The following is a 24,531-nucleotide window of genomic DNA, read 5'->3' on the forward strand; positions in this document are numbered from 1 at the left end:
GATGACTAAACGCAGCTTGAGACTCGGTATCGACGTGGGCGGCACCAACACCGACGCGGTGTTGATGCACGGCCGCGAGGTAATCGCGACCGCCAAGACCTTCACTACCGCTGATGTGCGCAGCGGCGTAATCAACGCAGTCAACCTGATCCTGGCCCAGGCCGGCAGCTACCGGCCGGACATCGACGCGGTGATGATCGGTACCACCCAGTTCGTGAATGCCTTCGTCCAGCGCCGCGACCTGACGCCGGTCGCCACCATCCGTGTGTCGCTGCCCAAGGGCGACGGAGTGCCACCCTTTGCCGGCTGGCCCGACGATGTCATCGAGGCGGTGCGCGGCCAGGTCTACATGGTGGGCGGCGGCTCCCTCTACACCGGCAAGGACTATGCGCCGCTGGACGAGGATGCGGTGCGGGCCGCCGCCCGCGATGCCCGCGAACGCGGCCTGAACGCAGTGGCGATCTCCGCCAACTTCGCGCCCATTCGCCCGGACCTGGAAGTGCGCAGCGCCGACATCGTCAGGTCGGAAATCCCCGACGCGCGCATCACCCTGTCCTCGGAGGTCGGCGGGATTGGCCTGATCGACCGCGAGAATGCCGCCATCATCAACGCCAGCCTGGCGGCGATGGCCGACCGGGTGATCCAGTCCCTGCAGCAGGCTCTGGCAGAATTGAAGATCAGCGCGCCGATCTTTATCAGCCAGAATGACGGCACGTTGATCACCACCGCAGCCGCAGCAGCACTGCCGATTCTGACCTGTTCTGCCGGCCCCACCAACAGTATCCGCGGGGCGGCCTTCCTGACCGGGCTGGAAGCGGCGATCGTGGCCGACATCGGCGGCACCACCACCGATATCGGCTTCCTGGTCAACGGCTTCCCGCGCGAGACCACTGCCGCAAACTACATCGGCGGGGTGCGCACCAACTTCCGCATGCCCGATGTGCTGTCTATCGGCATCGGTGGTGGCAGCCTGGTGCGCGAGGTCGGCGGCCGCTGGCAGGTGGGACCGCAGTCCGTTGGCTACCGCCTGCAGCAGGAGGGTCTGATTTTCGGCGGTGACACGCTCACCGCCAGCGACGTTGCGGTGGCCGCCGGCCAAGCCGGAATTGGCGACCCCGACCGGCTGCGCCATCTGAGCACCGCGACGATCAAGGCAGCGCTGGATGATCTGCACGCCAGGATCGAGGCGGGCATCGACCAGATCAAAGTCAACTCCGCGCCGCTGCCCCTGATCCTGGTGGGCGGCGGCAATATCCTGGTGGGGCGCGATCTGAAGGGGGCCTCCCGCATTATCAGGCCGGACCATGCCGAGGTGGCCAACGCAGTCGGCGCTGCGATCGCCCTGGTCAGCGGCCGGGTCGACAAATTGTACGATACCAATGCACAGGGCCGTGACGCCGCCCTTGCCCAGGCCAGGGCCGAGGCGATCGATGCAGCGGTAGCCGCCGGCGCCGCCGCCGGAGCGGTCGAAATTGTCGAAGTCACCGAGCTTCCGATGACCCATATGCGCGCCGGTTCCACCCAGATCCGGGTACGCGCCGTCGGGCCACTGGCAGCACTCGACGGTTGATCCCCGACCCCATAAGCACAGCAGTCAACAAGGGCATATTCGATGTACACCATTGATTCCATTCAGGATATACAGGATATGGCACGCGGCGCCGTGCTTCTCGGCACCGGTGGCGGCGGCGACCCTTACGTCGGCGAGCTGTTCGTGCACGAGCAGATCAGGAAAGGGCACTATCCCACCGTGATCTCCAGTGGCGAGTTGGACGAGGACGCCTTCGTGGTATCGATCGCCGGCATCGGCGCCCCCACCGTAATCCTGGAGCATCTGGTCAGCGAAAAAACCCTGCTGCAACTGCTGGCCAGGGCCGAGATTTTTTATGGGCGCCGTATCGATGCACTGATCAGCGCCGAGATCGGTGGCGCCAACTCGATGTTCCCACTCGCACTGTCCGCGATCAGCGGTGTACCGGTACTCGATGCCGACGGTGTCGGCCGCGCAGTGCCGCAACTGGAGATGACCACCTTCAGCATCTACGGTGTGCGGGCCACACCCTGCATCCTGATGGACGATTCCGGCAATTTCGTCAACGTGGAAACGAGCAGCGACCGCATGGCAGAGGATATCTGCCGGGTAGTCACCGGCGCCATGGGCGCGATGGCATTCAGCGCCATCTATCCCATGTCCGGCAAGCAGGCACAGGACTGCGCGGTGCAAGACACCCTGTCCCAGACCCTGGAGATCGGCCGCGCCATCCGTCGTGGCCGCGAAGGCGCCGGGGATGTCTTTGAGCCGCTGCTGGCCTACCTGAACAGTTGGGAGGGGCGCATTGCCCGGATCATCTTTGATGGCAAAATCACTGATGTGACCCACGAGACCCGCGATGGCTGGCACTGGGGTCTGGCGACTATGTGTGGTATCGACGATCCCGCCCAGCAGTGTACGGTCGAAATCCGCAACGAGTTCATCGTCGCCCGGGTGAATGGCAGGACAGCCACTGTGGTGCCGGACCTGATCACCATTCTCGACCGGGAGTCCGGCGAACCCATGACCGGCGAGATGCTGGCCTATGGCCAGAGGGTCAAGGTGCTGGGCTACAGCGCCGACCCAATGCTGCGCCGGCCGGAGAGCCTGGAAGTGCTGGGACCGCGCATGTTCGGCCTGGACGAGGATTTCCAGCCGATCGAGTCACTGTAGCGCATCTCGCTCGACCAGCGCCATTCCAATAATTACCGGGCTTGCCTTAATGGCCCTCAGCCCGCATAGCGATCGATGATCTGTTTGCCCAGGGCCATCTGGTGCACCTGGTCCGGGCCGTCTGCCTGCCTGCACCAGCGCGCGTAATTGAAAGCCTCTGCCATAAAATAATCCCCTGTCAAACCGCCCGCGCCGTGTAACTGCATACAGCGATCGATCAGGTTCTGGACCAGCAGCGGCACTGTCGTTTTGCTTGCCGCGATCATGTCGACGGAGGCCTGCACACCCTCGCGATCGATCTTGTCGCAGGTCTTGAGCACCAATAACCGCGCCATTTCAATCTCTGAAAAACTTTTCGAGATATCCTCGCGCACGGACTGGTGCTTGCTCAACGCACGGCCGAAGGTGCTGCGCGACACCGCACGCTGGCAGGCCAGTTCCAGAGAGCGCTGGCCGGCGCCAATCAGACGCATGCAATGGTGCATGCGTCCCGGCCCGAGCCGACCCTGCGCAATTTCAAACCCGCGACCTTCGCCCAGCAGCACGTTGTCCAGCGGCACTCGCACGTTGTTAAACAGCAATTCCGCGTGTCCGATTGGGGCGTCGTCATAACCCAGTGTGGTCAGTGGCCTCACGATGCTCAACCCGGGTGTATCCCAAGGGACCAGCACCTGGCTTTGCTGACGGTGGCGGTCGGGGTTGTCCGGGTCCGATTTTCCCATCACGATAAAAATTTTGGTACGCTCGTACATTGCGCCGGTGATGAACCACTTGCGCCCGTTCAAGACCCATTCTCCGTCCTGTTTGTCGATACGTAATTCGATATTGGTGGCGTCACTCGAAGCCACCTGCGGTTCGGTCATGGCGTAGGATGAACGAATCGCACCTGCCAGCAGGGGCTTGAGCCATTGCTCCTGCTGCGCCTTGCTGCCGTAATTCATGAAGACTTCCATATTGCCCGTGTCCGGCGCGTTGCAATTGAACACTTCCGGCGACCAGGTCACCCGCCCCATCACTTCTGCCAGCGGTGCGTACTCGCTGTAAGTGAGACCGCCGTGGGGTACATATTCTCCGTGCGAGGGTGGTACAAACAGGTTCCACAAGCCGGCCTTCCTGGCCTTGTCTTTCAGTTCGTCTATCAGCGGCAGCGCCGCAAAACGGTTTTCCGCCGCGCGCAGTTGCTCGGCGTGGCAGTGCTCACTCGGGTAAACATGTTGGTCCATAAAAACCTGCAGGCGCTCCAGCAGATCCCGGGATTTTTTGCTTGCCGTGAAGTCCATGTAAATTCCTCTTGAGTCGCATGCAGATTACGCGAAAATGACACATTATTTTAATTTATTATTATGATATATAATCATCACTTGTAATGATGATTTGTCATGCTAACAAGGCCGTCCGGTGAACCTGTCGAAAATAGATCTCAACCTGTTCGTGATCTTTGACGCGATCTATGCCCAGCAGAGCCTGACCCGCGCCGCGGAGGTACTGCATGTCACCCAACCGGCGGTCAGCAATTCACTGGCGCGACTGCGCGGATTACTGGAAGACCCCCTGTTTGTGCGCAGCCCCCGGGGTGTCACGCCCACCCCGTTGGCACGACAGTTGATCGAACCGGTGCGAGCGGCGCTGAAGAACCTGGATGATTGCGTGCAGGCGCGCCTGGACTTTGTTCCCGCCAGCGCTCGGCAGACCTTTCGCGTCAACGCCACCGCGCACGCCGAATTCATTCTGCTGCCGCAACTGGTGCGCCATGTGGCCGCTACCGCACCTGGTGTCAAGCTGGAAATCTGCTTCCTGGACCGCCGCGACGTGCCGCTGGAACTCGCCAACGGGAACCTGCAATTGTCTATTGACGCACCGCTGCTCAATCATCCCGAATTGATGAGCCAGCCCCTGGGCCGGGATCACTATGTCTGCGTTATGCATCCCGATCACCCGCTGGCCCGCGGGCGCTTGACCGAAACGCAGTATCTGAAAGCGCGACACGTTCACGTTTCCAGCCGTATCAAGGGTACCGGCCATATTGATCTGGCGCTGCGCTCGATCGGCAAAAAACGGCAGGTAGGGCTGCGGCTGCAACACTATTACTCTCTGCCAGCGATTATCGCAGGTACCGACTACCTGGCGGCGGTGCCACAGTCGCTGGCCTGCCAATGGGGGCTGACCATTAAAAAATTGCCATTCGATACGCCGCCTCTGGAGCTGCAGTTGTACTGGCACCGCAGCGTCGATCACGACCCTGCGGTTCTCTGGTTACGTCAGGCAGTTCTCTCGACGACCTTCACGCAGTAGAGCCGTCCCTGCTCCGATCCGGTGACGCAGGCATTCGCTGATCCTGGTACGTCGACGTGACACTCGTCTCACCGGCACCCGCAGGCGCTCAATCGGCAGAGTCCGCCGACGCCTCCCCGGCAGAATAATCGTAGTGGATGATCACCTTCGGTGTCTCGCCACCGGCCATCACCAGATTGCTGACCCCAGTAAACTGCTGCAGTTTTCGATTGTCCCGCCGGTACACCAGGTCAATGGGGTCCAGCAACCAACGCAGCAACCGGTTGGCCGCCCCGATACGCAAACATACGTGGTTTGCCTTACTGGCTGCACATTCGTGCCGCTGCATAACCAGCCCTACAAACCGTTGCCGGGTGGTGGCCAGAAATTCCATCGACAGTTCATCCCCGGCCAACAATTCTTGCCAGTGCCGCTGCACAAAGGCATCAAAACCGGCATCTACTACTGCCCTTGCGGGCAGCGACAAAGTCGTCTGTTCGCTCTCGGCAGTCTCGTTTTCCCGGTACAGCAGGGTCAGTTTGTCAACGTCCACGTCCACCTGTATCAGGCGCCCGGTGAGATGGTTGCGTTGCACGAAGGACGGGATCAGGGGAGAGTTTCCCTGCAGCAGCAGTTTTTCCGTTATCAGGGTACCGTCTGGCAGCCGGTAGACCACCTGACTGGGCCAGCCATTATCACCAAAACGGTAGAACTCCCGGTAGAGCAGCTCATCGCTCTGCGGGTCATAAGCTTCACCCACCAGCTCGTGAGATTCTGCCCGGGCTTCTGTGCCCGGCTCCTTGACCTCCGCCAGCAAGGGACCGACAACCAGGCCACCGGCCAGCAGCAGAGCGGCTATCAGCCATTGTTTGCCTGTCTGACATTCAATCACAACATGTCTCCATATTCGGCCACAGTCGCTCTATTTCCCGGCCATTCCCCTCGCCGGGTCGCTACCCGCCGTGCCCAGCGCATTCAGCAGTATAACTACCAGCGCCGCCAACCAGCCCAGCTGAAACGACAGCGCACAGGCCAACTGCCGACCCAACTGCTCAACGCGGGGGAAGATGGCGCGCACCCGGTTTGGCAGCCACCACCTGGACGGTACTGATGGCTCGCTCACGGAACCCCCTTCACAATAGGCCAGATAGTAATCCCACATGCGGCAGAAAAATTCGTCAAATCCCTGGGCTTTGACCTCCGGCATGCGGTGCAGAAAGCGCTGTCGCCAGTCGCTCAGGGTGCGGGCGTAGTCCTGGCCGATATCGTGCAGATCCACCAGCACCATATCGGTACAACGCTGCAAACCGCTGGCGATTACCTGCACCGACGGCAGACCACCACCGGGGAAAATGTATTTCTGGATAAAGTCCACCGAGCGGCGGGCGGAATCATAGCGCTGATCGGTAATGGTAATGGCCTGTATCAGCATCAGGCCGTCAACTTTCAGCAACGACGAGCAGCGGGCAAAGTAGGTATCGTAGTACTCGTGCCCCACCGCCTCGATCATTTCCACCGACACCAGCTTGTCGTACTGGCCCTCCAGTTGGCGGTAATCCTGCAGCAACAGGGTTACCCGGTCCTCCAGCCCCGCCCGCTTGACCGCTTCGCTGGCAAAGCGGTACTGCTGCCGGGACAAGGTGGTCGTGGTAACCCGGCAGCCAAAGCGACTGGCTGCATGAATCGCCAACCCGCCCCACCCGGTACCGATTTCCAACAGATGATCATCGGCAGACAGTTGCAGCTTCTGACAGACCAGTTCCAGTTTGTCGAAAGCCGCCTGCTCCAGTGAGACATTGTCGCTGTCATAAACGGCGGCGGAATACATCAGGCGGGAGTCGAGAAACAGCTCAAAAAAATCATTGCCCAGATCGTAATGGGCGGCAATATTGCGGCGCGAACCGGACAGCGTATTGGCGTTGAGACGATGGCCCAAACGGTTGAGCCAGCCCTGCAGCCGGGGCCAGCGACTTTCCATGCCGTTGAGCACATTCAGGTTGCGGGCCATCACCCGCACCACACTCACCAGGCACGGTGAAGACCAATCCCCGGCCATATAGGCTTCCGCACCGCCCACCGAGCCGCCCAGCAAAAATTGCCGCCAGGCGCAGGGGTGGTGGACGCGAATCTGAGCGGCCGGCTCTCCGCCACTGCCGAAGTGGTACACACCGCTGTCATCTTCCAGGCTCAGACGGCCATGTTGCAGCCGCTGCAGCACATTCACCACCCGCTGCCGGGCCCAGCGGTCCAGCCAGCCGGGGCCGGCGCCATGTTCCATCTCTTCCATCGACTGCAGCGGCATACCGTCAGCACGACTTTCACTCATAACACTGTTTCCTTCTGGCGATTGGGGTGGCTGTAAAACGGGACTCGGCGGACCCATAATTTGAACGCATTCCAATAGATCCGCAGCAGCGTCAGCAGCGTCAGCAGCGGATAGCGAGCCAGCACCCGCCGCAAACCGGCGGCGGTTACCGGCTCACGCTTCAAAGCCAGCGTGGCGTCGAACACAGTCTCGGCCGGATCTGCGGCTTGCAGATCGCGGTTTTCGATATGAAGATACAGCCGCCGGGAAGGAGTATCACAGCGCCAGTCATACTCCATCTGCAGCGGGTGAAAGGGCGACACATGCATGACCTTGCGAAAACAAATACGCTGACTGCGGGCATTCGGGTCACAGCGCAGCACATAACTGTGGGATTCGTTCCAGGGAGTATTGGTCACCTGCGCCACAATGCTGTGCAGCTGATTGTCGGCATCGAAGCAGTAGTAGCTGATAATGGGATTGATGATGTAGCCAAAATAGCGCAGATTGGTAAGCATGCGCACAGCCCCTGCGGGGCGCTCGCCGGTCTCGGCTTCCACCCGATCCTTGATGGTTTCTTTCAAGGGTTGTGAGTGGGGTCCCGGAAAATCTCCGCGGCGATAACGCGCCGGACACCAACGCGAGCGCCCCCACAGAGCGGTCAGCGACAAGAGCGAGTCCAGCTCATCCAGATCCAGGTACATCATGAATACCGCATAGCGCAGTTGGTGCCGGTGCGGTGAAAAACGCCGATGGCGCACCCAACCGTGATAGATGGCACTGTGGCGGAGGCCTTCGGCCTGCGGTTCAGCCCGGTCGCTCTCGCTCACCACTCACCTCCCAGCGCACGGGCAACCCGCAGGCCACTGAGGCAGCCGTCTTCGTGAAAACCGTTGGCCCAATAGGCGCCACAAAACCAGGTACGATTGACTCCATTGATATCCTGCCAGCGCTCGGTGGCCGCCACCGACTCGCGGGTAAACACCGGATGACTGAACTCATAGCGCCCCAGAATCCGCGCCGGGTCTATCTGGTCCGTATGGTTCAGGGTCACGCAAAAGGTTTCCGGTGCTTTCAGCCCCTGCAGGATATTCATGTTGTAGGTCAGCACTGGCAGCGACTGCCGCCGATCGGTGATACGGTAGTTCCAGCTGGCCCAGGCCCGCTGGCGGCGGGGCAGCAAACGGCTGTCGGTGTGCAAGACCACTTCATTGGACTGATAGCCCATGGCTCCCAGCACGGACTCTTCATTCGTACTGGGGTCAGCCAGCATGGCCAGTGCCTGATCGGCGTGGCAGGCCAGTACCACCTGGTCAAACGTTTCACTGACGCCATCGCCCTGCTCTACCACCACTTCATCCGCTGTGCGTCGGATACGGCGGATGGGGCAACTGGTGTGTATGTGATCAGCAAAGGGCGCTGTCAGAGGCGCCAGGTAAGCACTCGAACCGCCCTTGATCACTCGCCACTGAGGTCGGTTGGTGACACTGAGCAGGCCGTGATTTTTGAAAAAGCGGATAAAAAACACCAGTGGAAAATCGAGCATGGTTTTGTGCGACGCCGACCAGATGGCACTGCCCATAGGCACCAGATACTGGTGCACAAATGCCTCGCCGTAACCGCGCGCTTGCAGGTAGTCCCCCAGCCTGGCCGAGCTACCGATCAGTCCCGCCTCCAGGTCGGCCACGGCCTCGCGATTGAAGCGCGCAATGTCCCGAAGCATGGCCCAAAAGCGGGGCTTGAGCAGGTTCCGACGCTGGGCAAACAGGGTATTGAAATTGCTGCCACTGTACTCCAGCCCACTGCGCTCACAAGTCACGCTGAAACTCATTTCGGTGGGGCTGGAGGCCACACCCAGCTCCTCCAACAGGCGGATAAAATTGGGGTAGGTCCAGTCGTTGTAAACGATAAAACCGGTATCAATGACGTAGTGTTGGCCGTCCAGCTCAATGTCCCGGCTGGCTGTGTGACCGCCGATCCGATCCTCCGCCTCAAATACCGTAATCTCGTGCTGCGACTGCAGCCGCCAGGCGCAACTGAGACCGGAAATTCCGGCGCCGACAATGGCAATTTTCACGTCTTGTTATCTCTGATAGCGGTGGTGGATGAGGCCGGCGAACTGCGGGCCATGGCCGGCGCAATCCGGCGCTGCCAGAGTCCCGTCAGTCGCAGTGCCAATGCCTGACCGATACCACTGCTGGCACCGGTGATCCAGATAACTTCTGGTTGCATTGTCGGCTTCGATTCGGCATCCCATTTGCTGTCAGACGACATATTCCCCTCCTCAGGCCGCCAGACGGCGTTTCAGCCAGCGGGTGACCCCACCCAGTACGGGCAGGTGTTCATAGAGCATCTGCCCCAGGTCGTACACATCTTCGTGGTAATAGACACGGTCACTGAACTGGATGTGACTGACACCCCGCACGGTGTGGGTGGCCTTGCCCAGACTGGGATGGCGGAAATTCATATTCCATTTGATGTAGGCTTTGTCGGCCATCACCAGCTCATCCAGGTACTCGAACTGGCAGAACTCTACCCGTCCGCACAGAGCTTCCATATAACCCAACAGATCCGCGGCACCGCGAATCTCGTGTACCGGGTCCCGGAAAATCACGTCATCGGTATATATCTTCTCGAACTCCGGCACCTGCAGCTGGCTCAGGTCCCGGTAAAAGCCTTTGAAACGTTCAATGACTGCTGGCATGTTGCTCTCCACTCGCCGCTTGTTCAGTCCACGCGGGACACCCCCCACGTTTGCCTTTTCAAGGCATTTATCAGGGCAGATGAACACCTTACGTCCCCGCCTGTCCTGTGGATCACCGGCACCTGCCAGAACTCGGGCCGTGAAACGGATTGACGGCAAAACAACGGCGTTGATCCAGGCCGGGCTTGCGATCGTATAAACCGCCACCCGGTAGCCAACTTGCCAACCCCGAACAGCACAGGCACATTACCCATGACCTCACAAGCCATGCATCGAGCTTCCATGAGTAATCCCGAGACACCGACCATGGACACCAACCAGTTGCAGTCGCTGATCGAGCAGGTCGCCAGCGAACGCAACCGACAGGCCTTTGAAAGGCTGTTCGAACATTTTGCTCCGCTACTCAAGTCCTACAGCCTGGCCCGCGATCCCGGCGCCCACCTGGTGGCTGATGAACTGGTCCAGGAAGTGCTGATCAAGCTCTGGAACAAGGCCCACCTGTACGATCCGGTGAAAGCCAACCCCAACACCTGGATTTACACCCTGGCACGCAATTGCCGCATAGATTACCTGCGCCGCAATGGCCGTTATGGCGGCGACATCAATGCCGACCAGCTGTTTGACACCCTGGAAGATGATGGCCGCAGTCCCTTCGAACTGACACAACAGAAAAGAATTGCCGAGCAGATACACAGAGCTTTGTCGCAGTTGCCCGTTGAACAGTCCCAGGTACTGGCCAAAACCTATATGGAAGGGAAAACCCAACAGGAGATCGCCGACGAGCTGAACCTGCCCCTGGGCACGGTAAAATCGCGCATCCGACTGGCTCTGCAAAAGCTGGAAATCATTATCGGAGGTCAAACACAATGATCAGGCATCACCCTTCCGCCGATCGGCTGACTGCCTTTTCAGCCGGCAGCCTGCCTCTCAGCCAGGCACTCTGTATCAGAGTTCACCTGGAACACTGTCGCCAGTGCCGAGACGAAGTGGAACGCATGAATCAGATTGGCGCCCTGCTGCTGAACTACCTGCCCCCGGCGCCCGTGTCCGACAGCCTCAAAGCGCAGGTTCTGGCTTCTATCGATGCTGGCGAGGTCCAGGAGGCTCCCGCTGCCGGGGCCGGCACAGCTCCCCCAGCCGTCAACAGCTCCGACCTGCCGCGCTGCCTGCAAGCGTGGATTCCCGAAGGCTTTGACAAGCTGGGATGGAAACGGGTAAGTCCCTCCATCCAGGCAGTCAAGCTGTGCAATGATGTCAATGGCAGCAAGGTGGAGTTGCTGAAAATCAGACGCGGCGGCAAGGTAGCCCCTCACAACCACACCGGCGAGGAAATTACGCTGGTTCTGGAAGGCAGCTTTTCCGACAGCCAGGGGGTCTATGGCAAGGGCGATATTATCTTCCGTAACCGCGATGACAAACACCACCGCCCCATCGCCAGCCAGGATGCCGACTGCATCTGTCTCACTGCGGTAGAAGCACCCATCCAGTTCACCGGATTTTTCGGCCGGCTATTCAATCCGTTTATCCGCCGCAGCCACTATGCCTGTTAAGAGCGCAGACCAGGGCCGGCCGGACTTTTTGAGCCGGCCGTTGCCTGGACGAGGATTTTCCGCCGGTCGGGTCACTGCAGCGCAATGCGCTACAGGCAGGCATCGTATTCCAGCGGCGTGACCTGGCGGTCGAACTCGTCCATTTCCTGTTCCTTCAGCAGCGTGAACACCCGCTGGAACTCGGCGCCGAAGTTGGCGCGGATGAAATCCGAGTCGCGAAAGCGCTGCAGCGCATCGGGCCAGTAGCGGGGCAGGCTCAGCGGGACCTGATCGTAGGCGTTGCCCTCCAGCGGCGGCGGCGCTTCCCGCTGCTGTTCGATCCCGTCCAGCATCGCGGCCAGGATTGCGGCGACCGCCAGATGCGGGTGCGCATCGGCACCGGCGACCCGGTGCTCGATACGGGTGGCGGACGGCTGGTCGGCGGGCACCCGCAGGGAGACGGTGCGATTTTCGTAACCCCAACACGGCGCCAGCGGTGCGTGGGCGCCGCGGCGAAAGCGGCGATAGGAATTCATGTGGGGCGCGAACAGCAGCATGCTGTCGGCCATGTGCGTCATGCAGCCGGCAATCGCCTGGCGCAGCAACTCAGTGCCCCTGCCGGTGCCGTCATCGAAGGCGTTGTTACCATCACGATCCAGCAGGCTGCAGTGGATGTGCATGCCATTGCCGGCCAGCTCGCCAAAGGGCTTGGCCATGAAGGTGGCCAGCAGCTCCTGGCTGCGGGCCACGCCCTTGATGGCACGCTGCAACAGCACCGCCTGGTCGCAGGCCAGCAGCGCATCGGGGCTGTGGTAGAGGTTGATCTCGTACTGGGAGGGCGCGCCCTCCTTGATCAGCGTATCCACCGGCAGCTGCTGGATCGCACAGGCGTCGCGAATCCCGTGCATCAGTTCAGACATGGCCGCCATGGTATCCAGACAGTAGGTCTGGCCCGCATGCAGGCTGCCACCGACCCGGTCGGTCTGGGTGTGGCCGGGCCGGCCCAGTTCATCCGCCTCCCGCCGGAGCAGGTAGAACTCCATTTCCGAGGCCAGCACCGGCGTCAGTCCCAGCCGCGCAAAGCGCTCCATGATACCGCGCAACAGGAAGCGGGGATCGAGCAGTCCGGCGCTGCCGTCGGCCTCGCGCATGGACATCAATACCTGGCCGGTGCCGCGTGTGGCCCAGGGTACCCGTGCCAGGGTGCGGATATCGGCCTCGCAATAGCCATCCCCGTCACCGCCGTGAAATACCCAGGCCTCCACGTCGCGTCCCCAGACATCGAAGGCTACTGAACTTGCCGGCAGCTTCAGCTCACCGGCGAAAACCTTGTGTATCTTGTCCCGGGTAATCCACTTGCCGCGCATTCCACCGCCGATATCAGGCAGCATGACCTCGAACACCTCGATATCCGGGTTGCTGTCGAGAAAGGCCTGCAAGCGCTCCTGCACTTCGTTCATGAACCCACTGTCCCTTTTTGCGTAACATTGGCGCCGGCCGGCGAAACACCACTTTAGGGGTAATGGTTTCGCCGGAAGCCTGTGCGACACTATTAAACACCGTCGCACAAGCTGCGACTATACCACTTACGGGTAGACACCGATGGCCGCTGGCGCGGATTGGGCTTCCGGTACAACACACGAAGCCACCGCTGAGCGGCTGGCTTACGCGCTTCGCCCCCGCGGCATGTGCTCCCCCGAATGCAAGCAAGGATCTGGCAATGATGATGAAAACTGATTCCACCTCACTGCGGCAGCTGGACCAGGACCACCATTTTCACCCATTCACGGATCTGCGCGACTATGCCAGTCACGGCGGCCGCATTGTCAATCGGGCGGAACATATCTACATCTACGACACTGACGGCAACAGGATGCTGGACGGCATGTCCGGCCTGTGGTGCTGCAACCTCGGTTACAGCCAGCACCAGATTGTCGAGGCGATCTACCAGCAATTGCAGCAGCTGCCCTTCTACAACAATTTTTTCCGGTGCTCCAACCAGCCGGCGGTGGAACTGGCCAGGGCCCTGGTGGAAGTGACGCCGGAGAGCTTCAATCACGTGTTTTTCACCAATTCAGGCTCCGAGGCCAACGACACCAATATCCGCCTGGTACACCGCTACTACGACCTGCTCGGCAAACCGGAGAAGAAGCTGTTCATCAGTCGCAAGAACGCCTATCACGGCTCCACCATCGCCGCCAGTTCCCTGGGCGGCATGAGTGCCATGCACCAGCAGGTGCGGGGCCTGGACTACGTGCATCACATCGGCCAGCCGCACTGGTTCGCCGAGGGCGGCGAACTGTCGCCGGAGGAATTCGGCATAAAGGTGGCGCGGGAACTGGAAGCAAAAATCGATGAATTGGGCGAGGACCGGGTCGCCGCATTTATTGCCGAGCCAATACAGGGCGCAGGCGGCGTGATCGTGCCCCCGGACAGCTACTGGCCGGAGATCCAGCGTATCTGCGACCAGCGCGATATCCTGCTGATTGCCGACGAGGTGATCTGTGGTTTCGGCCGCACCGGCAGCTGGTTCGGCAGCGACAGCTACCAGATCAAGCCACAGCTGATGACCTTCGCCAAGGCCATCACCAATGGCTATTTCCCGCTGGGCGGAGTAATGATCAGTGACCAGATCGCCGATGTGCTGCTCGCCCACGGCGGCGAATTCACCCACGGCCTGACCTATTCGGGCCATCCGGCAGCCTGCGCCGCCGGCCTTGCGACGCTGCGCACACTACAGGAGACCAATATTATCCAGACCGCGGCCGACACAATCGGCCCTCATTTCCAGCGCCGCCTGCGGGAACTGGAAGATCACCCTATTGTCGGCGAGGTGCGCGGCCGCGGCATGTTCGCTGCGGTGGAACTGGTACGGGACAAACGGTCCCGCGAACGGCTGGCGCCGGATTCCGCGAGCGCCGTCTACTGCCGCGACCGCGCCAACAGCAATGGCCTGATGGTGCGCCAGACCGGCGACGCGATGATCACGGCCCCGCCGCTGATCAGCAGTACCGCCGAGATCGACTCGCTGGTGGAAAAGCTGCACCAGGCGCTGGACGAAACCGCGGCGCATTACGGCGTCAGCCCTGCCAGGGCTGGTTGACTGAGCTGCTGGTCTGTTCAGCCCGGGCCGGTAACGGTACCGCCCAGGTCCGCGGGCAGCTGTTCAGCGATGCCGGCCACGACGCGGTCCAGTGCACCGCGGTTGGCTTCCACCACGGCCTGTGCGTTGAGGCCCAGCCGAGTGAGTTCTGCGCGATCCGCGAACAGCCGCAGCAACTGCCGGGCCAGCTCGTCGCTGTCACGAATCGTGATCAGTCCCTGGCCGGCGGCCAGGGCCTCATAGATCACCTCGAAATTGAACACATGGGGTCCGGCCAGCACCGGCAGGCCCCAGGCGGCCGGTTCCAGCGGATTGTGGCCACCGCGCGTTATCAGCGAGCCACCGACAAAGGCCAGGTCCGCGGCTCCGTACAGCAGCATCAACTCCCCCATCGTATCGCCCAGGTATACCTGGGCCGACTCCGCTGCCGCCCCGCGGGAGCGGAGTGCACAGCGCAGGCCGGCCGCGTCTGCCAGCGCTGCCACCGGCTCGAAACGCTCCGGGTGCCGCGGCACCAGCACCAACAGTGCATCGGGATGCCGTTCCAGCAGCTGCCGGTGGGCCGCCAGCAATTGCCGGTCCTCGCCCGCGTGGGTACTGGCCGCTAACCACACCGGCCGTTCGGCGCCCAGCCGGGTTCGCAGCGCGCCGGCAGCCGCGCGCAGTTCCCCAGTTACCTGGATATCGAATTTGACGCTGCCGGTCACGGTGACCTGGCCGGGCCGGGCCCCAATGCGCAGAAAACGCTGCGCATCCTCGTTGGCCTGAGCCGCTATCCAGCTGATGTCCCCCAGCACCGGTACCAGCAGCGCGGAGACGCGTTGATAACGGCCTGCCGAGCGCTCGGACAAACGCGCATTGACCAGCAACATCGGAATACCACGCTGCGCGGTGAGGCTGACCATATTGGGCCACAGTTCGGTTTCCATCACGATCAATGCCAGCGGCCGGACACGATCGAGAAACCGGCGCACCGATCCGGGAGTATCGTAGGGAGAAAAGGCGGTGCTCACCCGGTCACCGAACAATGCCTGTACCCGTGCGGTGCCGGTGGGGGTCATCGCCGTCATCAGGATGGGGGTGCGGGGGTAGCGCTGCAGCAACCGCTCGACCAGTGGCGCCGCTGCGATGGTTTCTCCCACGGATACGGCATGGACCCAGATCACCGGCTCCGGAAACGTCTCGACCAGACCCAGGCGCTGGCGCCAGTTGGCCCGCAACCGCGGGTCGCGGCGGCCGCTCCACCACAGCTGCAACAGGATAAACGGCAGCCCCAGGCGCAACAGCAGGGAGTAAATGGCGCGTGGCATCAACGCTCCGCAATGGTGAGTGCAGTCCGCATTCTACCGAACCTGATGGGCCCCTGTCCGCCGAACTATTTCGGAACCGGCCCGACAGCCTGTTAAACTGCTCACCGACTCCCTACACCCGGCCGAGATATCCGCGACGTGAGCAGGCGCCCCCCGAGAATCCGTGATACCCGTTATGGCAGCTATCTACACCCCCGCTGGTGGCCCACCTGGCTGGGCATCGGCCTGATGTGGCTGTTGGCCCGGCTGCCGCTGCGGCTGCAGTGGTGGCTGGGCACCGCGGTGGGCGAGCTGGCCTATCGCCTGATTCCCCGCCGCAGGCATATCGCCGAGGTCAATATTCGCCTGTGCTTTCCCGAGCTGCCGCCAGACCAGCAACAGCGCCTGGTGCGCCGTGCCTTCCATTCCAACGGCATCGGCATCATGGAGCTGGGCCTGGCCTGGTTCCGCGACCCCGATGCGTTTACGCCGGTCACCACCGTGCATGGCCTGGAACATGTAGAGAAAGCTCTGGCAGGAGGCAAGGGCGTACTGGCGCTGGGTGGACACTACAGCTCGCTGGATCTGTGCGGGACGCTGGTCACCCGTTACGTCAAGGCGGACGTGATGCAGCGCGACCACAACAATGCCCTGCTCAACGCGGTGATGACCAGCGCCCGGCAGCGCAACTACGAGGTCGCGCTGGACAGCAAGGATCTGCGCGGCCTGCTGCGCCGGTTGCGGGAAAACCGGCTCATCTGGTATGCCTCAGACCAGGACTACGGCCGCAAGGGCATCGTGTTCGCACCCTTTTTCGGCGTACCTGCGGCCTCCATCACCGCGACCTCCCGGATTGTCGAACGCAGCGGCTGCGCGGTAGTGCCGTTCAGCCATTTCCGCCGCGAGGACCAGCCAGGCTATGATATTTATTTCCACCCGCCGCTGACCGGCTTCCCGTCCGGGGATGACCTGGCGGACGCCACCACGGTCAACCGGGTCATCGAAAACGAGGTCCGGCGACACCCCGAACAGTACCTGTGGATGCACCGGCGCTTCAAGACCCGCCCCTCCCGCGAGGAGCCGGGCTTTTACTAGGGCTTGTTCACACTATTCACATAGCCCCTGCTGGCGGCCAGTTTGCCGCCCAGCAAGGCAGAAGGAGCACCATGGTACTGTCCCGAGCACGCATCCTGATTGCCCTCATCAAGCTCACCGGCAAGCTGTCCCTGCGCCGGGCCCAGCGTATGGGCAGTGCCCTGGGAGCGCTGGTCGCGCGGCTGCCGGGTCGGGCCAGGACAGTGACCGCGGTGAACCTGGCCATCGCCTTTCCGGAACTGCCAGCCGCGCAGCGCCGGGAACTGCTGCACGCAAGCCTGCGGCACACCGGCCAGGTAGTACTGGAGATCCCGTTGATCTGGGAATGGCCGGTACAGCGCTGTCTCGAACTTGTGCGCGAGATCGACGGCGAGGATCTGCTGCAACAGGCGGTGGACAATGGCAAGGGAGTGCTGTTGCTGGCGCCCCATCTGGGCAACTGGGAACTGTGTGGCCTGTACTTTTCCTCCCGCTATCGCATGGCGGCACTGTACAGCCCGCCCTCTCTGCCGGATTTCGAAGACTACATGACCCGGGTGCGCGGTCGCATGGGCTCGGAACTGGTACGCGGTGACCGGCGCGGCCTGGCGCGGCTGATCGGCCTGCTGCGCAACGGGGAGGTAGCCGGCATCCTGCCGGACCAGAGTCCCAGGGGGGCTGGCTCTGCCTACGCGCCTTTTTTCGGCATGGAGGTGCGCACCATGACGCTGGTATCCAGGCTGCTGCAGAAATCCGGTGCCACGCCGCTGATGACGGTCTGCGAACGACTGCCTGACGCCGCGGGCTTCCGGCTGGTTATCAGGACCTGTGAAGCCGGCATGGCCGACCCCGACCCGGTGGTCGCCACCACGGCACTGAACCGTTCAGTGGAGGCCTGCGTGCGGCGTATTCCCGAGCAGTATCAGTGGGAATACAAGCGTTTCCGGCATCGGCCACGCGGTGAAGCCGATCCCTACCGGGTCGACCGAAGCTGTCGCTAGAACCTGAGACAGGCCGCGTTTCACAACAGGCGTCGGCGCTCGCAGCCGGATGGGGTAAACTGTGGTCCCATGCCGGCAACGGCAAGGCTCTACTCAGGAACGCGGAATGTCTCCCGAGCATATCGGTGTAGTAATCACCACCTACAATGCGCCGCTGTGGCTTGCGAAAGTACTGGCAGGCTATGAACAGCAGAGCGACAGCAATTTTACCACGCTGATCGCCGATGATGGCTCCACCGCCGCTACCCGGAAGGTGATAGACCACTTCCGCGACCGTTGCAGGCTGCGGATCGAACACGTCTGGCAGGAGGACGGGGGCTTTCGCAAGTGCCGTATTCTCAATCGTGCCATTGCCGACACCGCCTGCGATTATCTGGTGTTCACCGATGGCGACTGCATTCCTGAACCCCGCATGATCGAAACCCATCGCCAGCTGGCGGCGCCCGGTTACTTCCTGTCTGGCGGCTATATCAAACTGACGATGGCCGTGTCCCAAACAATTACTGAGCAGGATATACAGCGGGGCGTGATATTTGACCGCGACTGGCTGGTGGCCCGGGGTCAACCACGCAATCACAAGTTGTGGAAGCTGCTGCGCGAACCCTGGAAGAAACGCCTGCTGAACGCTCTCACGCCGGCAGCCCCCAGCTGGAATGGCATGAACAGCTCGACCTGGACCCGGGATTTGCGGGCGATCAATGGCTTCAACGAGGATATGCCGTATGGCGGCCTGGACAGGGAGCTCGGAGAGCGGCTATGGAATTATGGCCACAAGTCGAAACAGATCCGCTTCAGCACTGTCTGCCTGCATCTGGATCACAGCCGCGGCTACGCCAAACCGGAAATCTGGGAGCGCAATCGCCGTATCCGTCAGGCAGTAAAGCAGAACCGCAGCTGGTGGGCGGACAACGGTATTGTCAAGCCAGCGGAGCCCGGATCCTGATTTGATGCGTACCCTGGTGATCATTCACAGCCTCAAGATGGGCGGCATGGAGCGGGCGGCCGTCACCCTGGCTGACACCTTCGCGGAAGCCGGCCACGACAGTCACCTGCTGTCTTGCCGCAGCGAGCCCAACGACCTGCGGCCGGGCCGCTCTGACGTGACTCTGCACTATTATGACCAGCAGCGCGCCCTGCTGCTGTCCGGGATCGGGATTCCGGTGTTCCTGCTGTCGCGACTGCTGCTGGGTATACTGCTGCCGCGCTCCCATTTTATCTGGGTAGGCTGGTTGCAGGGGTGGCTGCTGGGGCGCCAGTTGCGCCGCCTGGAGCAGCGCCACGGCTGTTTTGACCGGATCATTTTCCGCGGTCTGGGCACCTTCAAATACTTCTGGTCGCTGCGCGACGCACGCTGCAGCTATGTGCTGGAGAACGTGGTCCACCACGACCGCCCGCTGTGGCAGAAAAAACTGGAGTGGAAGCTGGTGTTCGAGCAACGCGCGCTGGTCTGTGTCTCCCGCGGCGTCATGGACTCAGCGCGGGAGGCCTTCCACCTGGGGAACATCACTCCGGCCAGCCTGCGGGTGATCACCAACCCCTGCCCGAGCCGGCAAATCCGGCAGCTGGCGCAGCACCCGGATCCCGACCTGCCCCGTGAACCCTACATCGTCAACGTCGCGCGCCTGGTGCCACAGAAAGGCCATGAGCTGTTGCTGGAAGCCTACGCCCTGTGTCCTGCGGCTCCCAACCTGGTGCTGGTCGGCGATGGTGAATTGCGGCCGCGACTGCAACAGCAGGCCATCGCGCTGGGGATTGCAGACCGGGTGCGATTCGCCGGCCAGCGCGACAACCCCTACTGCTGGATGCGGGGGGCGGAGCTGTTCGTACTGGCCTCAGAATACGAGGGGCTGGGCATGGTGCTAATCGAGTCGCTGGCCTGCGGCACACCAATCATTTCCGTCGACTGCCCCGGCGGTGTACGCGATGTCTTCAAAGGCGAGCTGGAGCAGTTCCTGTGCCCGCGCAGTGCCCAACAGCTCGCCCTGCATCTGCAGGCTACGCTGGCACGACTGCCGATAGCCGTGCGCGAGGCCTGGCTGGAGGACTTTGAGCCATTGACCATCGTCCGCAAGTTCCTGGCATGAGCCTGCCCCCGCAGGAGAATCCGGTGGCCGCGGTCGATGCAGCGGGCCATCCCCGACCTGCCCGGCTCCGGGCCGAGCGTCTGTTCCACTGGCTGCAGTGGCCCTGCCTGCTGGCAGTATGTCTGTTTGCGTTCACCGACCAGATACTGCCGGACATTGGCCATGTTGCCCAGGTCCTGTTCATCCTGCCGGCCCTGGTATTGCTGTTCGCTGGCCGGCGCCCGGCCTGTCTGCGGGCGCCGGCGCTGTTCCTGCTGGCCACGCTACTGGTGCAGACCAGCAGCTGGCTGTTCGCGCCGGACCTGGCTGCCTACGGTTATGAGCCAGTGGCCGAGCCGAAGCTGGACCGGCTAGGGCGCTGGCTGCTGTTCATCTTCGCGGCCTATTGGCTGCTGCCAAAACCGGGCGCCGTGGCCGCACTGTGGCTCAGCGCCCTGGCCGGGCTGTTACTGGCTCCCTGGGTGACCGGCGGCGGCGGCGTGGAACTGCAGCAGGCCGCCGCTGGACTGCGGGTGGGCTTTGGCCTGCGCAATGAGCAGCATACGGCGATGCTGTTTGGTGCCGGCTTTCTGGGCCTGTATGCCCAGCTGCTGTATCGAATTGCCAACGGCAGCCTGCGCAGGGTCAGTAGCGCTGCGCTGCTGGGCCTGCTGCTGCTCACTGGAGGCGGTGTGCTGGTAACCCAGACGCGTGGCGTATGGCTGGGGGTTGCGGCCGGTATTGGCCTCATTTCGCTGCTGGCAGGGTGGCTGCAGGGCCGGCGCCACCACTGGGCGCCGGGCAAAAGCCTGGGGATCCTGGCCGTGGCGATGCTGTTGCTCCTGCTGGCGGCGGTACCGGCGGCCCGCTTGATGGGGGACTTCGAGCACGAGCGCGGCAGTATCACGCGGCTACCGGAGTACATCGAGGCGGACCTGGGCTATGACGCCATCGGTATTCGGGTGCGTTCCTGGATACACGCGCTGCCCTGGCTGGCACAGCGGCCGCTGACCGGCTGGGGCACCCAGGGCAGCCATCTGATCAGCCAGCACAGCGAAGGCCTGCCCCCTGAGCTCAAACGCATCTTCACGCATCTGCACAGCAGCTACTTTGACCTCTTTGCCCAGTACGGCGCGCCGGGTGTGCTGCTGTTCCTGGGTCTGCTGGCCTGGCTGGGCAGATTCGCCGTCCAATCCTGGCGCGCGGGCGGCATGCCCGAGCCGGTGTTTCTGTTCATCGCCGGCTTCATCGTCTACTGGCTGGTCATCAACGCCTTCGAGTCCTTCATGCTGTATTCCTCGGGGCGCTATCTGCTGAATCTGATTTTGGCCGGGGCCCTGGTCTACCACCCCCGGGCAGTCGCGGCCCGGGCGTCAGCCTGCGCTGGCTGACGCCCGGGGGCGGCGAACGGCGCCACTCAATCGAAGTTGCGCACCCGGGCGATATTGCGTTTCGCCCGTTTTGCCTCCAAACACTGTCGCCAGCTCTTGACGCTGGCCTGGAACCGCTTCTGGTTCCAGGCTTCGGCCCGCTCCGCGGGCAGCACCGCGAGATAGGCATCGAGCAGCGCCTGCACCATGTCCGGATCCACCAGCCGCGAGGCGATATTGGCGAGATTGAGCAGCGCCACGTTCGCGGCCAGCGCACCTGGATAGACCCGGATATCGTCCTCGTCCACCAGCGCGATCACATCACCCGACCCCAGCATGAAATTGGTGAGGTTGCCATCCGGCTGCTCGATGCCCCGGGCGTGGATATCCGCCATCGTCCGGCCCAACAGGCGGATGATGTCAAACTGGCGGTCGCGGGACGGTTCTCCCTGCAGTACTTCCCGCAGGGGCCGGTAACCCTCGAGAAAACCGGTGGCAAAACAGAAACAACGCTGGTCCGCCAGCCAGCCTGAATAGACTATTTCCGGCACCGGACCGCCGGCCCGGCGCAGGCGCCGGCCCCGGCGCTCGGCCCGCAGCCAGTGTATGAGGCCGAACAGCGGCCGGCGGTAGCACTTGATCGCGGCGAGTGTGCCATCTACCTCGCCGCGGTAGGTAATCCGCGTACGGCGGGTGTTGGCATGCAGCTCCTGCAACAGTGTGATGCATTTCATGGCGCACTCAATCCCCCACCGGGGCGGCGGAACTGAGCTCATCCCCCCGGTAGCCATTGCACAACAGCTGCCACAGCTGCTCTCGCCGGGCCGGTGGAATGTGCTGACAGCGCTTTTCCACGGAGCGCTGCAGCCGCAGCATGTTGCGACGCTTCCAGCGGGCATTCACACCATGGCGGGTGTGCAGCCGGCAGCGGTCGAAGTCGATCAACCACAACTGGCCCTCAGCCAGCAGGATGTTGTCGCAATTGAGGTCGACGTGATCCAGGCCACAGTCGTGAAAGCGGCGCAGCAGCTGGCCGACGTCGCGCCACAATTGCCCGTCCTCCAGCTCAGCCACCGCAGGTAGCGGGCAGGCTCCGGGAATCCGCAGCAGCAGAATCGCGGCGCGGTAAGTGATCAATCCATTGCGAACCGCCAGCGCAGCCACCGGCACAGGCACTGGCAATCCATGCGCAGCCAGGCTCTGCAACAGATTAAACTCTGCCAGTGAACGGCTGCGGCGGAACCCGGTAAACAGATAACTGCAGCGGGACAGGCGCGCTGCCATGCCGCCGCGCAGATAGTGTCGCAACACCATCTCGCCCCGGTCAGTCTCCAGAAACCAGGCCCCGCCACGGCCGCCAGTGGCGACCGGGCGGGCCCGCTCGCCCCAGAACCCGGGTGTCAGCCAGGACTCGGTGACGCCTGCGAAGCTCGTGTCTACCAGTAGCTGGCGCCCCGGCGACCGCAGTAGCTGCGTGTTCGTGGTCAAAAATTCACGCCTCCCTCCGCGTGGGGCTGGCACGCACCCGGCCACAGTCTTGCAGACCACCGCGTGTGAGTCAGTTAGAATAGTTGCCAGTTTAACAACGACAGGCCATCCGGCTCCACCAACTACTGCGGCCTGCTGCACCAGGAAAGCGCTTGACTGACTCCATTTGCATACTGCGCCTGTCCGCCATCGGCGATGTGACCCATGTAATTCCGGTCGTCCTGAGCCTGCAGCAACAACGGCCCGGCACCGTCATCACCTGGATCATCGGCAAGCTCGAACACCGGCTGGTGGGCGACCTCCCCGGCGTGGAGTTCATTGTGTTCGACAAGAAAGCCGGCCCGCGAGCCTACCTTGATCTGCACCGCCAGCTGCGCGGGCGCCACTTCGACGCACTGCTGCAAATGCAGGTGGCGCTGCGCGCCAATGTCGCCGCAGCGCTGGTTCCGGCCCGTATCAAGGTGGGCTATGACCGCGCCCGCAGCAAGGACCTGCACGGCCTGTTCATCAACCAGCGCATCGCCGCCACCCCGGGCCAGCATGTCAGGGACGCGCTGGCCAGCTTCCTGGAGCCGCTGGGCCTGGAGGCCGCGCCGCCGGTGTGGGAGATTCCGCTGAGTGCAGCCGACCACGACTTCGCCCGCGCCCAGCTGGACCCGGCACACCTGAACCTGGTCATCAGCCCCTGTGCCAGCCACCGGCTGCGCAACTGGCCGGCCGAGCGCTATGCAGCGCTCGCGGATCATGCGATCCGTCAGCACGGCATGCGGGTGGTGCTGGTGGGCAGTCCAGCCGCCTTCGAGCGAGCAATGTGCGCCGCCATCGAAGCAGCCATGGAGGGCCCTGTCCATAATCTCAGCGGCCAGGACACACTGAAACAGCTCGCCGCACTGCTGACCCACGCCGACCTGCTGCTGGCCCCGGATACCGGCCCCGCCCATATCGCCAGCGCGGTGGGTACCGATGTGCTGGGCCTGTACGCGGCCAGCAATCCTCACCGCTCCGGTCCCTACCGGTCCATTGAATGGTGCGTGGACCGCTACCCCGAAGCGTTGCTGAAGTTCACCGGCAAGCGGGTGGAGGAAGCACGCTGGGGAGCGAAGGCGGAATATCCCGGAGCGATGGAGTTGATTACGGTACGCGATGCCTGCGAGATGCTGGACCGCTGGGTGGCCGCCCGCCGGCCTTCGCGCGGCTGACCGGCTATTATTTCGCGCTGTAGTCCTGGTAGGACTTCTCTTCCACGAAGCGCGAGCCCAATGCCAGGTTGATATCCTTCTTCAGCGCCGCGCGCCGGTCGTTTGTGACATACACCGCCCGCGCCAGTTCGATGAACGTCGGCCCGAAATCCTGTGCCTTTTCACAGTCCCGGATGTCGTCCTCGATCACCCAGAGAGATTCATTCACCGCCTTCAGTTGCCGGCGCAATTCGGCGATGTGTGCCTGGTCGGGCACCGCCTGAGCCCAGGTGGTGTTGAGCGCCTCCAGCTCCTGACGCACATTGGCCAACTTGGCGGCATCGCTGATGCGCTCTGACTTGATCTCGAGAATGGTGATCTTGTCCAGTACCTCGCCAAAAGAGACGGGGACGGTAATGACGTCAGTCATACTGTAATTGCCTGGTTGGAAT

General features: G+C 62.4%; 24 protein-coding genes. 12 read left to right on the forward strand and 12 right to left on the reverse strand.

Going from position 1 to position 24,531, the window contains the following annotated elements:
- The first annotated feature begins 1 nt into the window (after position 1).
- Entirely contained in the window at positions 2 to 1,570 is a 1,569-nt protein-coding gene (locus G3T16_RS08230) for a hydantoinase/oxoprolinase N-terminal domain-containing protein (protein ID WP_163494628.1), read from the forward strand.
- A gap of 42 nt (positions 1,571 to 1,612) precedes the next feature.
- Positions 1,613 to 2,704, forward strand: coding sequence for a DUF917 domain-containing protein (locus G3T16_RS08235; RefSeq protein ID WP_163494629.1), 1,092 nt, complete (start codon positions 1,613 to 1,615; stop codon positions 2,702 to 2,704).
- A 56-nt stretch (positions 2,705 to 2,760) separates the two neighbouring features.
- Here the strand turns inward: G3T16_RS08235 and G3T16_RS08240 are convergent, their stop codons facing one another.
- On the reverse strand, positions 2,761 to 3,984 hold the full coding sequence (locus G3T16_RS08240) for an acyl-CoA dehydrogenase family protein (protein ID WP_163494630.1): 1,224 nt from the start codon (positions 3,982 to 3,984) through the stop codon (positions 2,761 to 2,763).
- 118 nt (positions 3,985 to 4,102) lie between these two features.
- Between G3T16_RS08240 and G3T16_RS08245 the strand changes: the two genes are divergently transcribed.
- The gene (locus tag G3T16_RS08245; protein ID WP_163494631.1) at positions 4,103 to 4,996 is read left to right on the forward strand and encodes a LysR family transcriptional regulator; all 894 of its coding nucleotides are present in this window, start codon (positions 4,103 to 4,105) and stop codon (positions 4,994 to 4,996) included.
- 88 nt (positions 4,997 to 5,084) lie between these two features.
- Here G3T16_RS08245 and G3T16_RS08250 read toward each other — a convergent pair whose 3' ends face one another.
- From G3T16_RS08250 to G3T16_RS08275, 6 genes are read right to left on the reverse strand one after another with little or no spacing between them, the layout of a single operon-like run.
- On the reverse strand, positions 5,085 to 5,867 hold the full coding sequence (locus G3T16_RS08250) for a hypothetical protein (RefSeq protein WP_163494632.1): 783 nt from the start codon (positions 5,865 to 5,867) through the stop codon (positions 5,085 to 5,087).
- 30 nt (positions 5,868 to 5,897) lie between these two features.
- A complete protein-coding gene (locus G3T16_RS08255) occupies positions 5,898 to 7,301 on the reverse strand; it encodes an SAM-dependent methyltransferase (protein WP_232059315.1) in 1,404 nt (467 codons plus the stop codon).
- Positions 7,298 to 8,110 (reverse strand): DUF1365 domain-containing protein, encoded by an 813-nt coding sequence (locus tag G3T16_RS08260; protein ID WP_163494633.1) that lies wholly within the window; start codon positions 8,108 to 8,110, stop codon positions 7,298 to 7,300. Before G3T16_RS08260 ends, G3T16_RS08255 begins: the two co-directional genes overlap by 4 nt.
- Positions 8,107 to 9,357 (reverse strand): NAD(P)/FAD-dependent oxidoreductase, encoded by a 1,251-nt coding sequence (locus G3T16_RS08265; protein WP_163494634.1) that lies wholly within the window; start codon positions 9,355 to 9,357, stop codon positions 8,107 to 8,109. Before G3T16_RS08265 ends, G3T16_RS08260 begins: the two co-directional genes overlap by 4 nt.
- On the reverse strand, positions 9,354 to 9,554 hold the full coding sequence (locus G3T16_RS08270) for a hypothetical protein (RefSeq protein WP_163494635.1): 201 nt from the start codon (positions 9,552 to 9,554) through the stop codon (positions 9,354 to 9,356). The genes G3T16_RS08265 and G3T16_RS08270 overlap by 4 nt, the downstream gene beginning before the upstream one ends.
- Before the next feature lie 10 nt (positions 9,555 to 9,564).
- Complete coding sequence (locus G3T16_RS08275) at positions 9,565 to 9,984, reverse strand: nuclear transport factor 2 family protein (RefSeq protein WP_163494636.1); 420 nt, start codon at positions 9,982 to 9,984, stop codon at positions 9,565 to 9,567.
- Between the two features lie 282 nt (positions 9,985 to 10,266).
- On the opposite strand from G3T16_RS08275, the gene G3T16_RS08280 reads away from it, so the two are divergent.
- A complete protein-coding gene (locus tag G3T16_RS08280; RefSeq protein WP_163494637.1) occupies positions 10,267 to 10,854 on the forward strand; it encodes a sigma-70 family RNA polymerase sigma factor in 588 nt (195 codons plus the stop codon).
- Positions 10,851 to 11,534 carry a ChrR family anti-sigma-E factor gene (locus G3T16_RS08285; protein WP_163494638.1) on the forward strand — a complete coding sequence of 228 codons (684 nt, stop codon included), beginning with the start codon at positions 10,851 to 10,853 and terminating at the stop codon, positions 11,532 to 11,534. Before G3T16_RS08280 ends, G3T16_RS08285 begins: the two co-directional genes overlap by 4 nt.
- An 89-nt stretch (positions 11,535 to 11,623) precedes the next feature.
- Here G3T16_RS08285 and G3T16_RS08290 read toward each other — a convergent pair whose 3' ends face one another.
- Entirely contained in the window at positions 11,624 to 12,973 is a 1,350-nt protein-coding gene (locus tag G3T16_RS08290) for a glutamine synthetase family protein (protein ID WP_163494639.1), read from the reverse strand.
- 260 nt (positions 12,974 to 13,233) lie between these two features.
- Between G3T16_RS08290 and G3T16_RS08295 the strand changes: the two genes are divergently transcribed.
- Positions 13,234 to 14,616, forward strand: a complete 1,383-nt coding sequence (locus G3T16_RS08295) for an aspartate aminotransferase family protein (RefSeq protein ID WP_163494640.1) — start codon at positions 13,234 to 13,236, stop codon at positions 14,614 to 14,616.
- 17 nt (positions 14,617 to 14,633) lie between these two features.
- Here the strand turns inward: G3T16_RS08295 and waaA are convergent, their stop codons facing one another.
- Positions 14,634 to 15,926, reverse strand: a complete 1,293-nt coding sequence (gene waaA / locus G3T16_RS08300) for a lipid IV(A) 3-deoxy-D-manno-octulosonic acid transferase (RefSeq protein ID WP_163494641.1) — start codon at positions 15,924 to 15,926, stop codon at positions 14,634 to 14,636.
- A 138-nt stretch (positions 15,927 to 16,064) separates the two neighbouring features.
- On the opposite strand from waaA, the gene lpxL reads away from it, so the two are divergent.
- The 5 genes from lpxL (at position 16,065) to G3T16_RS08325 (ending at position 21,434) form a co-directional block, all read left to right on the forward strand.
- A complete protein-coding gene (gene lpxL / locus G3T16_RS08305; RefSeq protein WP_197911963.1) occupies positions 16,065 to 17,000 on the forward strand; it encodes an LpxL/LpxP family Kdo(2)-lipid IV(A) lauroyl/palmitoleoyl acyltransferase in 936 nt (311 codons plus the stop codon).
- Between the two features lie 71 nt (positions 17,001 to 17,071).
- Complete coding sequence (locus tag G3T16_RS08310) at positions 17,072 to 17,980, forward strand: lysophospholipid acyltransferase family protein (RefSeq protein WP_197911964.1); 909 nt, start codon at positions 17,072 to 17,074, stop codon at positions 17,978 to 17,980.
- Between the two features lie 106 nt (positions 17,981 to 18,086).
- On the forward strand, positions 18,087 to 18,923 hold the full coding sequence (locus G3T16_RS08315; RefSeq protein ID WP_163494642.1) for a glycosyltransferase family 2 protein: 837 nt from the start codon (positions 18,087 to 18,089) through the stop codon (positions 18,921 to 18,923).
- A 4-nt stretch (positions 18,924 to 18,927) separates the two neighbouring features.
- The gene (locus tag G3T16_RS08320) at positions 18,928 to 20,064 is read left to right on the forward strand and encodes a glycosyltransferase (RefSeq protein ID WP_163497024.1); all 1,137 of its coding nucleotides are present in this window, start codon (positions 18,928 to 18,930) and stop codon (positions 20,062 to 20,064) included.
- Positions 20,061 to 21,434 (forward strand): O-antigen ligase family protein, encoded by a 1,374-nt coding sequence (locus G3T16_RS08325; RefSeq protein WP_163494643.1) that lies wholly within the window; start codon positions 20,061 to 20,063, stop codon positions 21,432 to 21,434. The genes G3T16_RS08320 and G3T16_RS08325 overlap by 4 nt, the downstream gene beginning before the upstream one ends.
- Positions 21,435 to 21,460: 26 nt before the next feature.
- On the opposite strand, the gene G3T16_RS08330 is transcribed toward G3T16_RS08325, so the two are convergent.
- Both G3T16_RS08330 and G3T16_RS08335 read right to left on the reverse strand, forming a co-directional pair.
- Positions 21,461 to 22,147: a BUD32 family EKC/KEOPS complex subunit gene (locus tag G3T16_RS08330; protein ID WP_163494644.1), complete on the reverse strand. Its 687-nt coding sequence runs from the start codon at positions 22,145 to 22,147 to the stop codon at positions 21,461 to 21,463.
- A 7-nt stretch (positions 22,148 to 22,154) separates the two neighbouring features.
- On the reverse strand, positions 22,155 to 22,901 hold the full coding sequence (locus G3T16_RS08335) for a 3-deoxy-D-manno-octulosonic acid kinase (protein ID WP_163494645.1): 747 nt from the start codon (positions 22,899 to 22,901) through the stop codon (positions 22,155 to 22,157).
- Between the two features lie 152 nt (positions 22,902 to 23,053).
- Between G3T16_RS08335 and G3T16_RS08340 the strand changes: the two genes are divergently transcribed.
- Positions 23,054 to 24,100, forward strand: coding sequence for a glycosyltransferase family 9 protein (locus G3T16_RS08340; RefSeq protein ID WP_163494646.1), 1,047 nt, complete (start codon positions 23,054 to 23,056; stop codon positions 24,098 to 24,100).
- A gap of 7 nt (positions 24,101 to 24,107) precedes the next feature.
- On the opposite strand, the gene G3T16_RS08345 is transcribed toward G3T16_RS08340, so the two are convergent.
- Positions 24,108 to 24,509: a DUF6165 family protein gene (locus tag G3T16_RS08345; protein WP_163494647.1), complete on the reverse strand. Its 402-nt coding sequence runs from the start codon at positions 24,507 to 24,509 to the stop codon at positions 24,108 to 24,110.
- Positions 24,510 to 24,531 lie beyond the last annotated feature (22 nt).

It is taken from the genome of Kineobactrum salinum, assembly GCF_010669285.1.
GTDB classification, from domain to species: Bacteria; Pseudomonadota; Gammaproteobacteria; order Pseudomonadales; family Halieaceae; genus Kineobactrum; species Kineobactrum salinum.

Excerpts from the sequence above, each read along its gene's own strand:
- G3T16_RS08230 (WP_163494628.1), top strand. The coding sequence starts at position 2 with ATGACTAAACGCAGCTTGAGACTCGGTATCGACGTGGGCGGCACCAAC.
- G3T16_RS08235 (WP_163494629.1), top strand. The coding sequence starts at position 1,613 with ATGTACACCATTGATTCCATTCAGGATATACAGGATATGGCACGCGGC.
- G3T16_RS08240 (WP_163494630.1), bottom strand. The coding sequence starts at position 3,984 with ATGGACTTCACGGCAAGCAAAAAATCCCGGGATCTGCTGGAGCGCCTG.
- G3T16_RS08255 (WP_232059315.1), bottom strand. The coding sequence starts at position 7,301 with ATGAGTGAAAGTCGTGCTGACGGTATGCCGCTGCAGTCGATGGAAGAG.
- G3T16_RS08270 (WP_163494635.1), bottom strand. The coding sequence starts at position 9,554 with ATGTCGTCTGACAGCAAATGGGATGCCGAATCGAAGCCGACAATGCAA.
- G3T16_RS08275 (WP_163494636.1), bottom strand. The coding sequence starts at position 9,984 with ATGCCAGCAGTCATTGAACGTTTCAAAGGCTTTTACCGGGACCTGAGC.
- G3T16_RS08280 (WP_163494637.1), top strand. The coding sequence starts at position 10,267 with ATGAGTAATCCCGAGACACCGACCATGGACACCAACCAGTTGCAGTCG.
- G3T16_RS08285 (WP_163494638.1), top strand. The coding sequence starts at position 10,851 with ATGATCAGGCATCACCCTTCCGCCGATCGGCTGACTGCCTTTTCAGCC.
- G3T16_RS08290 (WP_163494639.1), bottom strand. The coding sequence starts at position 12,973 with ATGAACGAAGTGCAGGAGCGCTTGCAGGCCTTTCTCGACAGCAACCCG.
- G3T16_RS08295 (WP_163494640.1), top strand. The coding sequence starts at position 13,234 with ATGATGATGAAAACTGATTCCACCTCACTGCGGCAGCTGGACCAGGAC.
- waaA (WP_163494641.1), bottom strand. The coding sequence starts at position 15,926 with ATGCCACGCGCCATTTACTCCCTGCTGTTGCGCCTGGGGCTGCCGTTT.
- G3T16_RS08310 (WP_197911964.1), top strand. The coding sequence starts at position 17,072 with ATGGTACTGTCCCGAGCACGCATCCTGATTGCCCTCATCAAGCTCACC.
- G3T16_RS08315 (WP_163494642.1), top strand. The coding sequence starts at position 18,087 with ATGTCTCCCGAGCATATCGGTGTAGTAATCACCACCTACAATGCGCCG.
- G3T16_RS08320 (WP_163497024.1), top strand. The coding sequence starts at position 18,928 with ATGCGTACCCTGGTGATCATTCACAGCCTCAAGATGGGCGGCATGGAG.
- G3T16_RS08325 (WP_163494643.1), top strand. The coding sequence starts at position 20,061 with ATGAGCCTGCCCCCGCAGGAGAATCCGGTGGCCGCGGTCGATGCAGCG.
- G3T16_RS08330 (WP_163494644.1), bottom strand. The coding sequence starts at position 22,147 with ATGAAATGCATCACACTGTTGCAGGAGCTGCATGCCAACACCCGCCGT.
- G3T16_RS08345 (WP_163494647.1), bottom strand. The coding sequence starts at position 24,509 with ATGACTGACGTCATTACCGTCCCCGTCTCTTTTGGCGAGGTACTGGAC.